This is a genomic window from Pandoraea anhela (genome assembly GCF_902459655.1).
In the GTDB taxonomy this organism is placed as follows: Bacteria; Pseudomonadota; Gammaproteobacteria; order Burkholderiales; family Burkholderiaceae; genus Pandoraea; species Pandoraea anhela.
Window position 1 is genome coordinate 264,168 of record NZ_CABPSB010000001.1, and the last position, 12,631, is coordinate 276,798.

12 protein-coding genes are annotated in these 12,631 nt (G+C 66.2%); 5 read left to right on the plus strand and 7 right to left on the minus strand.

What is annotated here, in order from left to right; genetic code table 11:
- Positions 1–14 precede the first annotated feature (14 nt).
- Both bcsZ and bcsB read right to left on the minus strand, forming a co-directional pair.
- Positions 15–1,274: a cellulose synthase complex periplasmic endoglucanase BcsZ gene (gene bcsZ, locus PAN31108_RS01120; RefSeq protein WP_150667062.1), complete on the minus strand. Its 1,260-nt coding sequence runs from the start codon at positions 1,272–1,274 to the stop codon at positions 15–17.
- A complete protein-coding gene (bcsB, locus tag PAN31108_RS01125) occupies positions 1,275–3,635 on the minus strand; it encodes a cellulose biosynthesis cyclic di-GMP-binding regulatory protein BcsB (RefSeq protein WP_150667063.1) in 2,361 nt (786 codons plus the stop codon). It abuts the gene before it with no gap.
- A gap of 289 nt (positions 3,636–3,924) precedes the next feature.
- On the opposite strand from bcsB, the gene PAN31108_RS01130 reads away from it, so the two are divergent.
- The 4 genes from PAN31108_RS01130 to PAN31108_RS01145 all read left to right on the plus strand — a co-directional run bounded on the left by PAN31108_RS01130 (position 3,925) and on the right by PAN31108_RS01145 (position 8,285).
- Positions 3,925–4,236: a hypothetical protein gene (locus tag PAN31108_RS01130; protein ID WP_150667064.1), complete on the plus strand. Its 312-nt coding sequence runs from the start codon at positions 3,925–3,927 to the stop codon at positions 4,234–4,236.
- Positions 4,237–4,242: 6 nt separating this feature from the next.
- Positions 4,243–4,893 carry an HAD-IB family hydrolase gene (locus PAN31108_RS01135; protein WP_150667065.1) on the plus strand — a complete coding sequence of 217 codons (651 nt, stop codon included), beginning with the start codon at positions 4,243–4,245 and terminating at the stop codon, positions 4,891–4,893.
- Between the two features lie 97 nt (positions 4,894–4,990).
- Positions 4,991–6,931, plus strand: coding sequence for an FUSC family protein (locus PAN31108_RS01140; RefSeq protein ID WP_246183716.1), 1,941 nt, complete (start codon positions 4,991–4,993; stop codon positions 6,929–6,931).
- 181 nt (positions 6,932–7,112) lie between these two features.
- Positions 7,113–8,285 carry a methyltransferase gene (locus tag PAN31108_RS01145; protein WP_150667067.1) on the plus strand — a complete coding sequence of 391 codons (1,173 nt, stop codon included), beginning with the start codon at positions 7,113–7,115 and terminating at the stop codon, positions 8,283–8,285.
- 87 nt (positions 8,286–8,372) lie between these two features.
- Here the strand turns inward: PAN31108_RS01145 and PAN31108_RS01150 are convergent, their stop codons facing one another.
- Positions 8,373–9,695 carry a TIGR03862 family flavoprotein gene (locus PAN31108_RS01150; protein WP_150667068.1) on the minus strand — a complete coding sequence of 441 codons (1,323 nt, stop codon included), beginning with the start codon at positions 9,693–9,695 and terminating at the stop codon, positions 8,373–8,375.
- Between the two features lie 268 nt (positions 9,696–9,963).
- On the opposite strand from PAN31108_RS01150, the gene PAN31108_RS01155 reads away from it, so the two are divergent.
- Entirely contained in the window at positions 9,964–10,713 is a 750-nt protein-coding gene (locus PAN31108_RS01155; protein WP_150667069.1) for a class I SAM-dependent DNA methyltransferase, read from the plus strand.
- A gap of 31 nt (positions 10,714–10,744) precedes the next feature.
- On the opposite strand, the gene PAN31108_RS01160 is transcribed toward PAN31108_RS01155, so the two are convergent.
- From PAN31108_RS01160 to PAN31108_RS01175, 4 genes are all read right to left on the minus strand, one after another.
- Positions 10,745–10,936 (minus strand): DUF2964 family protein, encoded by a 192-nt coding sequence (locus PAN31108_RS01160; protein ID WP_150667070.1) that lies wholly within the window; start codon positions 10,934–10,936, stop codon positions 10,745–10,747.
- Between the two features lie 213 nt (positions 10,937–11,149).
- Entirely contained in the window at positions 11,150–11,365 is a 216-nt protein-coding gene (locus PAN31108_RS01165) for a DUF2964 family protein (RefSeq protein WP_150667071.1), read from the minus strand.
- Between the two features lie 198 nt (positions 11,366–11,563).
- The gene (locus tag PAN31108_RS01170) at positions 11,564–11,857 is read right to left on the minus strand and encodes a DUF1488 family protein (RefSeq protein ID WP_150667072.1); all 294 of its coding nucleotides are present in this window, start codon (positions 11,855–11,857) and stop codon (positions 11,564–11,566) included.
- A gap of 201 nt (positions 11,858–12,058) precedes the next feature.
- Positions 12,059–12,625 carry an NADPH-dependent FMN reductase gene (locus PAN31108_RS01175; protein ID WP_150667073.1) on the minus strand — a complete coding sequence of 189 codons (567 nt, stop codon included), beginning with the start codon at positions 12,623–12,625 and terminating at the stop codon, positions 12,059–12,061.
- Positions 12,626–12,631: the final 6 nt, after the last annotated feature.

A 12,631-nucleotide genomic window follows, 5' to 3' on the forward strand; every position in this document is an offset into this window, starting at 1 on the left:
GCAAGCGGAGCGGATCAGCGTGTCGCGCAAACGGCCTCCCAAGGCACCGCCAGCGTGCCATCGGCCAGGAAGCGAAAACGGGCTTCGTGCCAGCCGAGTCCGAACAGCGAGAGCACCGAACTGTAATAGCCCGGCGGCGACGCGGCGTCCAATGAGCGCGCGCGATCGGCCTGTCCGCGGGCGAGCGTCGTGTCGCCGACGGCTTGCAACAGCGGCACGAGCGCCGCCGAGAAGCCGGCGCCACCGGTCTCACCTCCCGGCTTTGGTGTGCCGTCGCGCGTATTGATCCGCTCGGGCGGCGTCCCATGCGCCGCCACGTACTTCAGCATGCCGCCGAACGCATGCGAAAGCGCACGGAAGTCATCGCTGCCCGGCGCAAGCATACCTGCCCACAGATAAACGCGGATGGCGTTGTAGCTCCCTTCGCCCTGCGTCTCGGGATCGACGTCGAACCCACGTCCGGCACGGTACATGGCCCACTCGGGGGCGAAGCCCAGCGGCGGCGCCGTGAGCGTGATCTGTTTGAGCGACGACGCGATGAGCTGCCTCCAGCCACTGTCGGGAAAGCGCCCCGCGAGACACCTCACCACCTGCATCGGCACATAACTGGGGTTGAGTCGCCACAAGTCCTTCTCGGGATGAAAGCCGACGGGCGCGGGCAGCAACGTGCGCCCGAGCCCGGGAATGAAATCGGATTCTTCCGACACGATGCGACGCGCCACGAGCGCACCGAGCGCGGTGTAGCGACGCACGTTCCACAGACGCCCGGCTTCGCCCAGCGCATAGGCGATCCACATGTCGGCATCGCTCGCCGGATTGCTGTCAAGCACCGCCCACTGGCCGGCCGCGTTCTTGCCCCAGAGCCATGCGGGCAGGTGCGCCGTCAGGTCGCCCTGCGCGAGATTGTTGACGGTCCATTCCAGCACCTTGTCGAAGGTGGCGCGGTCGTTGGCGATGACGGCAAACATCAACGCGTAAGCCTGCCCCTCGGAGACCGTGCGCAGATCGGGCATGCTGGGGTCGACGACCCGACCGTCCTCGCTCACGAAACCGGCTTTGAAGCGAGTCCATGCCGGCCAGTCGACCGACGGGCAGGTTCGGGAAGCGGCAGACGGCGGCGTAGAAGCCGCAGTGGGTACCGAGATCCCGGACGGCCTCGCGGGTGCCGCTTGCGCGGGTGGCGTCATGCCGGCGAGCATCGGCCCCGCGCCGCAGGCGACGAGCGCCCGCAGCACGGCCCGACGGCGCCGCCTGTCAGCATCGGCGCGTGTCATTTACTTCTCCAGCCGACGTGCCGCGCGACGCTGCAACCAGCCGAAACACTTGAGCGCAATCGCGAACGCCGCCAGCAACGCGACGAGACCGACCAGAATCGGATGACTCGAGAGGTGGTAACGAATACGCGTCCACCAGCTCACGTCGCCCACGAAGTACGTCTGGCCCAGCCGATACGAATCGATGCGATCGCCGTGGACCACGGCCAGATCACCGTGGATGGCGTTCTTGCCGCTGTCGATGGCGTCGACGACGCTCAGCAACGCGTCGTCGCTCGATGCGTTGATGGCGACCACCGAACGCGAACTGCTGACCGGCGACTCGAAACCCACCAGGGCCGCGAGCGTCCCCCCGGACTGTGCGTCCATATGCGCCGGGCCGATCCGGCTGGCCGCGAGTGCCGAGCCGGTCGCGCCGTCGCCCCGATAACCTTGCGGCTGGGATTGCATGACGCGCCGTGTCTGATCGATGACCAGCGGCAGATTCTTGCCCCATCGGGTCAGCAGATCGGCGGCGTCCTTGCCGCCGACGACCAGCAAGTCGCGATCCTTGAAGCGATCCGTCTGCGTCGTGTCGAGCACCTCGAAGCGGTCGGCATAGGCGCCCGTCGACCGGCCGAACTGCCCGAGCGTGGAGAACACCGTTTCCAGCTCGGCCTTGCCCGGCGTTTTCGACACGACGACAGCCGTCTGCGCGAGATCGGCGTACTTGGTGAACGGAAAGCCGCTGCCGACGAAGAAGCTCAGGTTCGGCATCTCGGCGTAATGGGGCAAGCCGCTGAAGTCGATGGTCGAGTCGGCGTCGATAGCCGAGCGGGCCGCGTTGGTGATCGTCTGGCTGCACATGCCTTCCTTGTGCGGCTCCATCGCGAACTGGAACGACAGCGAGTTGCGCGACGCCACCTGGAACGCCGGAATGCGCACTTCCTTGCGATCGGCCATGGTGCCGTCCGAGAGCAGTTCGACGAGCATATGGCTCTTGTCGGTGCTCGTTCCTGCCGATTGCAGCCGATACGCGCGCACGAACTGGTCGTTGATCGACACGCTCATCGACGAGTCGTCGGGCTTGACCGGCGGTGTGTAGCGATACTTCAGGTCCATCGGTACGCCGGTGTTTTGCCACGTGAGCAAATCGGCCGGCAGATTGAGCTGGATACGGATCGGCCACGGCATATAGCCGCTCGCCTGCAAATCGCTCGGATTCTCGACCAATTCGCCCAGCTTCACGGGACGGTCGGTCCGGACCCAGCGCGGCGCGTCGTACGCCGGGCGCGGCGGCAACGGCTGGAGCGCTTCGATGCGAGCCGAATCGCCCGAGAGCACGGCGCGGCCGGAGACGAGCGCGAGCGCAGCCGTCTCCAGATCCTTGGCGTCGCGGCCCTGAACGACGAGCAGCTTGAGCGACGGATCGTTCGGATTCGACACCATGCGAAGCGTAGGCCCGTCCACCTTGGCGAGATCGAGCCCCGGCATCATCGTATCGTTCGTGACGAACGCGATCGCATGCCTGGACGGCAAGGTGCTCACGCTGACCGGGAACCGGGTGCGGCGGTAGTCGCCGATGGCCCCGGCCCACGTCGCCACGACACCGGCCGCATGCACCACGGCGAGCGACGGCTGCGCACCGAAGACGAACGGAATCGACAGGTCACGGTTGTCGTGCCGGTCGAAGAATGGCGCGGGCAGCGTCGACAGATCGTTACGCAGCGTCAACGCCTGCGTGCTCGTGACGATCTCGCTCTGCGGGCTGATGTCGGCCCACAGGCTGGAGTGCATCGGGTCCTCGCACTCCATCGTGTAATGGCCGATGAGCACGAGCCGCACGCGATTGAAGCCCGACAGCATGCGCGGATCGAGCGGAATCTCGCGCAAGAGATTCTTGCCGCCGTCCTGCTTGTTGAAAGGCAACGTCGCGATCAGCTCTTCGTTCAGATACACCTTGAGCTGCGAAAGATCGGGAATCAGCGCGGGCGAATAGGTGTAACGCAACCGGAGCAAGGCCGACGCAACCGTCTGATCGAGTCGGATTCCGAAGTTGACGTCGCCCGACCCTTCGGTGCCGCGCAGGCGCAGCCCGTTCGTCTGCCCCAGTTGGGCGAACGTGACGGTACGCTGGCTCGTGCCGGGCGCGGCCGGGACGGTTGTGACTGTTGTTGCGGTCGTGACACCGGTATCCGGTAAAGCGGTCGCGGCGGAGGCGGTCTCCGGTGCCGGGGCGGCGCCCGCAGGCGCCTTGCCTGTGCGGCCTCCCGCAGGCGCTGCTCCCGCAAGCATGGCACCCCCGGGGTCCATCGCTGCGGCGACCAGCAGGCAGATGGCTGTGACCTTCGTGTATCGCGACCAAGACGCTCGAAGCTGCATGTGAGATGCCTCATCTGTTCTTGTGCTGCATATTCGCCACATCCCAACGCGCGACACCCCAGTGACCCGACGTCTCATCACGTCGTCGTCAGGCGATCCGAAAATCGCCAAGGCCCGGCGGGACAGCGTTGCTCGTGTGTCTGGAAATGGCACGTTGCGCCATGCTAGCTTGCCTCGGTGTGAATGAGCAAGCAGGCGTTGGCCTTCTAGTGTCGTACCGCAGGCACATCGGCCGGTCGGGCGGCACGATCATTGCCGTGTGTGCGATGCAACGTATAGAATGCCCGGCATGAGCGCTCAAGAAACTTCGGAACCCACGGTATCCGGCGCGGCCCCGGTCGGCGGCGTGGCGATACCCATTGCCGAGCAGGCCGCCGACGCGATGATCGAGCATCGCTATCCGTCGGACGTCGACCGCTTGCGCGAGGTTGTCGGCACGGACGTGCTGCCGTTCTACCGGGACGAACAAGCCATCGTCGCCAGCCGGCAGGCGGGCGAGCGATGGCCGCATCTGGTCGCGGTCGCGGTGTCGCGTGAGCGTCGCGATGCCGGCCATGGGGCAGCGCACGACACCGCCCCGCGCTCGCCGCAGGCGAACTGATTTCCGATGCGAGACGCCTCCATCGTCGCCGCCTTCGATTTCGACGGGACGATTTCCACCACCGACAGCCTGCGTGTGTTCGTGCGCAGCACCGTCGGCACACCCCGCTTTCTGCTTGGCGCGTTGCTCGCGTCCGTCTGGCTCATGGGCGCGGCCCTTCGTCTGGTCGACCGTGGCACGGCCAAGGCGGCGTTTCTGCGCGCGACCGTCGGGGGACGCCATCGTCACCAGCTCGACGCCGATGCGCAACGCTTCGTTCAGGACCGATTGCCGAGTCTGTTGCGCCCCGAAATGCTCGCGCGCGTGCGCCAGCACCGGGCGTTGGGGCATCGGGTCGTGCTCGTCAGCGCCTCGCCCGGGCTTTATCTGAGACCGTGGGCGGCCTCGGTCGGATTCGAGACCGTGCTGTGCACCGAACTCGCTTTCGATGCACAGGACCGATTCGCCGGCGTCTTCGGCAAACCGAATTGCTGGGGACCGGAGAAGGTGCGGCGTCTGGAAGCGTGGTGGGGGCAGACGCCGCCACGCGTGCTCTTCGCGTACGGCGACAGCCGTGGCGACAAGGAGATGGCCGAGCGCGCCGACCATGCGTGGATCCGGGGACAGGGCAAGCTCATGCCGCTCACCGACGCCGACGCGCCCGAACGCAGCGCGTGATGTGGCGCATGGCCCCATGACAACGCCCCCGCCCCCGCCACCGCGTCAGCCGTTGTCCGCTTCACCGTTGGGCCGCCGTATAGTCGGGATGGCCTGGATGTCTCGGCTCGCCCGGCTCGAACCCGTCGCATTCTCCCGCTGGGACGCCGTCCACGCCGCGCTCTCCGTGGCCTTGCCCACCGCCATCGGCGCCGCGCTGGGCTATGGCGCCGACGCCTCGCTCATCGCGCTCGGCGCGCTGCCCGCCATCACCGGCGACCGCACCGGCCCTTATCTCGCGCGTGCGCGCTCCATCTTCATCAGCATTGTGACCGGGGTGCTCGGCTTCCATGCGGGCATGTTGATCCACGACATCGGTACGACGCATCCATGGCTGGCCCATGGGCTGCTGCAAATCGCCATCCTGCTGTTCAGTTTCATCGGTACGTTCGGCAATGTGGCGTCCGCCGCGACATTGCAGGGCGTGGTGTATCTGATCGTCGGCTGGGGGCTCGCGCTGCCGCCGCCCGAATGGCGTGCGCCGATGTTGCTGGCCGGCGGCGGTATTTTCAGCATGCTGCTCATGGCGGTGCATTGGCTGCGGCATCCGGGCGCTGCAGAGCGCGACGCCGTCGCCGCGATCTACCAACAACTGTCGAACGTGCTCGACGCCAGCGGCACGCCGCGTGTCAGGCTCGCCCGACGGTCGCTGGAAAACGCCGTCGCTGCCGCCTACGACACGTTACTGACAGTGCGGGCGAGCACATCGAGCGGGTGGGACGTGCTGGAGCGGCGCGCCGCGCAAATTCTCGCCGCGGAACCCATCACATCAGCCGTCATCGGTCTCGCGCAGAACGGGCAGCCGGTGCCCGCGGCATTAGGCAAGGCGCTCTACGGCATGGCCCGGAGCATCGCGCGCGACCGGCCGGTCGATCTCGAGGCGGCCGTGGTTGCCGCCGAGGCCCATCACGCGCCGTCGCTGGCGGCCGCCCTGCATCGCGCCGAGCCGTTGCTCACCGGCGCCGTGCATGCCGCGGAGCCGCCGCTGGTGGCCCTCGCGCGCCATCAGGCGCGCGCGACGGCTCCTGCCCGCTGGACACCGAAGTGGCCATGGCCCGACGTATGGCGTTATCTGCTGCGCATCGGATTGTGCGTGCTCGTCGCACAAATCTTCATCGCGCTCACGGCGTTGCCCCGATCCTATTGGGTGCCGCTGATCGTCGTGGTCATCTTCAAGCCGAACTACGGTTCCGTGTTTGCACGGGCGTTGCAGAGCGGCGTAGGCAGCATCGTGGGCGTGGCGTTATCGGCGGCCGTCGTCGCCATCGACAGCAACGGCTGGTTCAACCTCGCCACGCTGGTTCCGCTCGCCGCGTGCCTGCCGTGGGCCTTGCGACGCAACTACGGGTTGTTCAGCGCGTTGCTCTTGCCGATCCTGATGCTGGTGATGGGCGCATTGCAACCGGGCAATCAGGACATTGCGCTGGCGCGCTTTATTGACGCCGTTGCCGCCTGCGCCATCGTGTTGCTCATCGGCTATCTGCCATGGGCGAAGTGGGAGCGACGCCAGTTGGACGAGCGTGTCGCGAATTCGCTCGACGCCCTCGGACGTTACGCGGCGCTGGCCGATCCCCGCAACACGCCGGGGACTCAGGATGCCGATGCCGCCTTCGCCGCGCGCCGCGCCGCGTATCAGGCGCTGGAGGACACGCGCATCGCCTTGCAGCGCGCGTTGTCGGAGCCGCCGCTCGTGAGCCGCCGGGCGGCGCGGTGGTGGCCAGCGCTCGTGTCGCTGGAACGCGTGGCCAACGCCATCACGGATACCATGGCTCATGGCGAGGCTCACGAGGCTAACGAGGCTCACAAGGCTCGTGGGGCTCACGATGCGCCCGTGCATCCGGCAGCGGCGATCCTCACGCACATGGCGGCCGCACTGCGTCACGGCGGGCCGGCGCCCGTGCTGCCCGACGGGCCGATCGCCGGCATCGATCCGATCCTGGACGGAATCCTGCGTGAGGCCATCGGCATGCTTTTCCATCCACCGCATGCGGTCCCTTGATCGCTGTCGACGCCCGTCCCAACGTCGTCTGACGGTCCGTTCGCGGCGCAAACTGGCGCGCTGAACCTCTCGACGCTCTCGACGCACGCGTCATTTCCGGTCGGCGGTGCGTCAACGCAGGCATAATGCGGGCTTACGGCACACCCCCGGGTGTGCCGCCACGCTATTCAAAAGACACCGCATGAATGAATTCCCGACGCTAGCCTGGACCGAAGACGGTCGCCCCGTCACCGCCCGCTGGCGCTCCGAAGCCGGCGTGACGCCTCCGCGTCGCGTCGAAGTCGTCGATGACACGGTCACGGCCGACGAAGCCTACCACCTCGCCTGCGGCGGCACCGCCCTGCTCTATCGCGGCGATTATCAGAACGCACGACAACTGATGCAGGCGATGGCGCGTCGCGTCGACCGTCCGCCGCATCGCGCGCGCCGCAAGCCGACGGCCAAGGATGCACCGCCCCCCAGCCCCGCCGACGTCTTTCACAAGCATCGCATGGCACAGGCGCAACGCGCCCGTATTCTGGGGATGGTATTGATTCCGCTCGATGCGGACTATGAGATTGCGCTGCGTCGCGCGCCGCAGGTGCGCGACGCTTGCATGCAGGCATGGGGCGCACCGGACGGCGTGGCTTCGGTCGCGTCGCTACGGGAAATTCTGGGTTTGATCGGCGCTTACGAATGGCGCAAGAAAGGCGTGGCGATTCCGGCGCTGGGCGGCGCGACCATCCATCCGTGGTACGGCGTCTTCTCCCCCGTGCGTGGCGAGTATCTGCAACTGATCGATCAGGCGCCGTTGCCGTCGACGGCGCTGGCGTTCGACATCGGGACCGGTACGGGCGTGATCGCAGCGTTGCTCGCGCGTCGCGGCGTTCAGCAGGTTATCGGCACGGATCGGGATGCGCGCGCATTGGCGTGTGCGCGTGACAACATCGCGCGGCTCGGTTACGAACGTTCGGTGAAGATCGTCGAAGCAGATCTGTTTCCGACGGGCAAAGCCCCGCTGATCGTCTGCAATCCGCCGTGGCTGCCGGCAAAGGCCAATGCGCCGATCGAGCATGCCATTTATGATCCGGACAGCCAGATGCTCAAGGGTTTCCTCAATGGACTGAGCGCGCATCTGAGTCCGGGCGGCGAAGGCTGGTTGGTGCTGTCGGATCTGGCGGAGCATCTCGGCTTGCGCTCGCGCGACACACTGCTGTCGTGGATTCACGGTGCCGGACTGGTCGTGCTGGCCCGTCACGATGTGCGCGCGCACCACCCGAAGGCCTCCGACGCCAACGACCCGCTGCATGCGGCCCGCCGCGCGGAGGTGACGTCGCTGTGGCGTCTCGGAGCACGCCCGGCGCAAACGACGTAATCGGCTTAATCGGCTTAATCGGCTTAATCGGCGGAATCGGGCCGAAGCGACTCACGTCCACGGGATTGCCGCCGCCCCAATAGGCCGTTATTGGCGCTGCGCCTGAAGATAGGCCGCAGCGCCATCGCCCGCCACGCAGGCACTCGCGAAGCAGGCGGTGAGCAGATAGCCGCCCGTGGGCGCTTCCCAATCCAGCATCTCGCCCGCGCAGAACACGCCGGGCAGCGCCGTGATCATCAACTGCGCATCCAACGCTTCCAGCGACACGCCGCCCGCGCTGCTGATCACCTCGGCAATCGGACGCGTCCTTAACAACGTCAGCGGCAAGCGCTTGATACCCGCCGCCAGCGCCGCTGGGTCGTCGAACGTCGCACGCGGCAGGCACTCGCGCAGCAGCGCCGCCTTCACGCCCGCAATCCCTAGCCGACTCTGCAAATGACTCGCCATCGAGCGCGATCCACGCGGCCGCGCGACTTCACTCGCGACTCGCTCGGCCGTCCAGTCGGGCAACAGATCGAGATAAACCTGCGTGCGGCCGGCCGCACGAATCGCATCGCGAATCGGTGCGCACATCGCATACACGAGGCTGCCCTCGACGCCATGCTCGGACACCACGAATTCGCCTTGCCGCGTCGTGCCGTCGGGCAGCGTCATCGTTACCGGCTTCACCGGATGCCCCGCAAACCGCTCACGCATGTGCGGTGTCCAGTCGGCTTCGAAACCCGCGTTCGCCGGCACCAGGGGCGCAACGCCCACGCCGTGATCGCGCAGCCACGGAACCCATGCGGCGTCGGAGCCGAGTTGCGGCCAGCTTGCACCCCCCAGCGTCAGCACGACAGCCCCGGCTTGCACGCGACGCTCCCCTTGCGGCGTCGCGAAGCGCAGATTGGCCGGGGTCGCCGACTCGCTTTCGCCCCACCCCAGCCAGCGGTGCCGTACATGCAGACGCACACCCGCCGCCCGCAGGCGCGATAGCCACGCCCGCAGCAACGGGGCCGCCTTCATGTCCACCGGGAAGACGCGCCCGGACGTCCCGACAAACGTATCCACCCCCAATCGATGCGCCCAGGAGCGCACGTCGTCCGCGCTGAAACGGCGCAACCACCGGCCGACAGTCTCCGCGCGCGCGCCATAGCGCGCCACGAAGGGCTCGCTCGGTTCGCTGTGTGTGAGATTCATACCGCCCTTGCCCGCCATCAGGAATTTGCGCCCGACCGACGGCATGGCGTCATAAACGTCGACACGCCAGCCCGCCGCCGACAGTACCTCCGCCGCCATCAGACCGGCAGGGCCTGCACCGATCACCGCCACATCGACGATCTCGGGCAATGCGGCCGACGTGTCGTGCTCAGCGGAAGAACGCCGAACGACGGGGGAAGCGGATGGGGTCGATGGGAGTCTCGAGGGCATGCGGAAACGTCGTGTCGCGAAGTATCGGTGTCGCCTGACGCGAGTCCGCGCGGCGAAGGGCGCCATTGTCCCACATCGGTGACGCGCAGACACCCCGATGCCACGCAACTTACGCCTTTGGCGTTACAATCGCTCCCCCGCATTTTTCCTTCGTCCCTTGGCCCGTTCGCCCTGCGCCTGCAATCGCGGGTGACAGCACGCGGCGGCAGTTGATCGCACGCCATCACCTGCCGTTGCGTACAAGGGGGGCGTTACCCTGGAGTCGCGTATGTCGTCAACCGAGTCAGCGTCGATAGGACGCACCGCCTACGCCAGTTTCGCCGAACGTTACGCCGAGATTGCCGTCACGAAACCGCACAACGCCCTTTACGAGCGCCCCGCGACACGTCAGCTGCTCGGCGAGGTCCGAGGCCTGCATGTGCTCGACGCCGGCTGCGGCCCGGGCATCAACAGCGCATGGCTCGTCGAGCAAGGCGCAACGGTGCACGGCATCGACGTCACGCCCGAAATGATCGCCCTCGCGCGTGAGCGGTGCCAAGGCATGGCGGCGGCGTTCGATGTTCAGGATCTCGGCTCGCCCCTCACGACACTGGCACCCCGAAGCTTCGACGCCATCGTCAGCGCGCTCGCCCTCGATTACGTGGAGGACCTCGGACCGACGTTTCGCGAGTTCGCGCGTGTCGCACGCCCCGGCGCGACGCTGGTGTGGTCAATGGGGCATCCGATGCGTGACTGGATCGACGAGCGCACGCGTCGCAACCGCCCCTACTTCGAGACGACCCGCTTCGGCATGCACTGGAGCGGCTTCGGCGAACCGAAACCCTATGTGGAATCGTACCGTCGCCCGCTGGCCGACATTCTGAACGCCGCAGCGGCCGCAGGCTGGCATCTCGAACAGATGGTCGAACCGTTGCCGCGACCGGAGATGAAGGCCGTCAACCCCAGGCTTTACGACGAACTGTCTCAAGCCCCCGCCTTCCTGTGCTTGCGAGCGCGACTGGCCACGCCTGCCGCCTGACACCGGCGCGGCTCCGATACCGTTGGTCGTTTTACGACTTGTCGCGCGAACCCCACGGAATCAGCATGGTCGCCGTGCACGTCGCCCCGGCCAGCACCGCCGCCACGCCGTAGCGCGAGACGTCAGGCAGGTTGTACAGCAAACCGTGGAGGGTCGCGAAAATGCCTCCCAGCATCACGAACGCGGCAATGGAGGCAATGAAGACGCGGGTATCGGAACACATACGCCACCTCGCAACGAGGCCACGCCCGTTGCGAAGCGCATGATGGCATCGCGAGTTCCGACGAGACCGCCGGCATGCTGCCAAAGCATCAGGCCGGGGCCGGGCAGACGTTGGATGGCTTCGACGGCGTCCCTCGATTTCAGTGTAGGACGCCGCAACTGAAAGCGTTAGCCGATGACGCCGATGACGCGCGTCGAGGGCATTCCCTAACGCTCACGACTTGCGCTTGGCGTCGGTATCGCTCGCTTCGTCCTTCGGCCACGGGGTGAGCATGACGACGATGAACAAGATGCCGAACAGCACAGTAATCACCCCGCCGTGCATGACGTGCGACTTGTCGTAAAGCAAACCGTGGATGGTGGCGAATGCCCCGCCAAGCGTCATGAAGGCCGCAATCGAGGCGATGACGACGCGAAATTCCGAGCCCATGGCGACTCCTTATTGTTATCGGCAGTGGTGCCGCTGACGTGACTGCTTTCGCGGCAACACCAGTGTACGCCGATCCCTATGCCTCGCCAATTGAGTCGTATGCCTAACCAATCCGGCATTGATCCGCGTCAATGCCGGGGTCTGATGACCTTTGCCCCTTTACGCTTAAGAAAGATGCGGCGCGCCGTGAGCCACCGCTCAGCGGCGCGCCTCGTGACGTTGCGCCCACCGGAAGTGGCCGCTGCGCAGCAAGACCGGGCCGGGCAACCCCATCGCCAGATACTCGCGGGTGAGTGCGTGAATGCGACTGCGGCCGTGCTCGAAGGCGTGCAGCAGATCGTCGGCGCGCGCCGAGTGGGCGTGAAAGTGCGACTCCAGCGCTTCGGCCGACACGGCGCAATCGATCGGCCGGCCATTGACAACGACCGCGAACTCGATGGTCAGGTCTTCGTAATTGAACATGGGACGGTGATCCGGAAACTCGATTTGCATAGCGGCACCCCCGGTTGACGAAAGGACGCAATCGACGTGTCGGCCGACACGTTCCATCCAGCATAGTGCATCGCCGGACGAACCGAAAATTGCGTCGCTTATCGGTTCGTCAGGATCGATTGGCGAAGGTTCCTGTTCCGCCAACTTGACACAATCAACCTTAAAAGACGCTTCCAAGCCATTGATTTACAAACAATTGACTCAACCCTCTCGTGTGTGCGCGTTGACGAATGTCGCGAAACCGGCAATGAAATCGGCCAGTTGCCCACGCACGGCGTCGTCCTGAAGATTGCCGTCGGCGTCGATGACCTTGTTCGCATGCGAGACCATCAGGCGCCCTTGCCACCATGGCGTGGTCTGCAAGGTGCGCAATACCGGCAGCCAGGCGTTCTGGCTGAGGATGGTGCCGAAGCCGCCCGGCGACGCGCCCATGATCGCCACCGGCTTGTCGTGGAAAACGCGGGCACTATCCGCTGGCGGACGCGATAGCCAATCCAGTGCGTTCTTGAAAACGCCCGGCATGCCGTTGTTGTACTCGGGCGTAGCGAGCAACAGGCCATCGGCTTGCGCGATGGCGTCTTTCAGCGTCGTGACGGCAGCCGGAATCCCTTCGCTCGCCTCCACGTCGCCGTCATAAAGCGGGATGCCGTGCAGCGTCCTCACGTCGAGTGTGACGCCCGCCGGCGCCAGCGCCTTCGCCGCCACCAGCAGCGCCGTATTGTAGGAGCCCTTGCGCAGGCTGCCGGACAAACCAATGATCGTCGTCATCGAATC

Coding starts and splice junctions, on each gene's coding strand:
- PAN31108_RS01145 (WP_150667067.1), top strand. CDS start 7,113: ATGAATGAATTCCCGACGCTAGCCTGGACCGAAGACGGTCGCCCCGTC.
- PAN31108_RS01160 (WP_150667070.1), bottom strand. CDS start 10,936: ATGTGTTCCGATACCCGCGTCTTCATTGCCTCCATTGCCGCGTTCGTG.
- bcsZ (WP_150667062.1), bottom strand. CDS start 1,274: ATGACACGCGCCGATGCTGACAGGCGGCGCCGTCGGGCCGTGCTGCGG.
- PAN31108_RS01130 (WP_150667064.1), top strand. CDS start 3,925: ATGAGCGCTCAAGAAACTTCGGAACCCACGGTATCCGGCGCGGCCCCG.
- PAN31108_RS01175 (WP_150667073.1), bottom strand. CDS start 12,625: ATGACGACGATCATTGGTTTGTCCGGCAGCCTGCGCAAGGGCTCCTAC.
- bcsB (WP_150667063.1), bottom strand. CDS start 3,635: ATGCAGCTTCGAGCGTCTTGGTCGCGATACACGAAGGTCACAGCCATC.
- PAN31108_RS01165 (WP_150667071.1), bottom strand. CDS start 11,365: ATGGGCTCGGAATTTCGCGTCGTCATCGCCTCGATTGCGGCCTTCATG.
- PAN31108_RS01155 (WP_150667069.1), top strand. CDS start 9,964: ATGTCGTCAACCGAGTCAGCGTCGATAGGACGCACCGCCTACGCCAGT.
- PAN31108_RS01150 (WP_150667068.1), bottom strand. CDS start 9,695: ATGCCCTCGAGACTCCCATCGACCCCATCCGCTTCCCCCGTCGTTCGG.
- PAN31108_RS01170 (WP_150667072.1), bottom strand. CDS start 11,857: ATGCAAATCGAGTTTCCGGATCACCGTCCCATGTTCAATTACGAAGAC.
- PAN31108_RS01140 (WP_246183716.1), top strand. CDS start 4,991: ATGTCTCGGCTCGCCCGGCTCGAACCCGTCGCATTCTCCCGCTGGGAC.
- PAN31108_RS01135 (WP_150667065.1), top strand. CDS start 4,243: ATGCGAGACGCCTCCATCGTCGCCGCCTTCGATTTCGACGGGACGATT.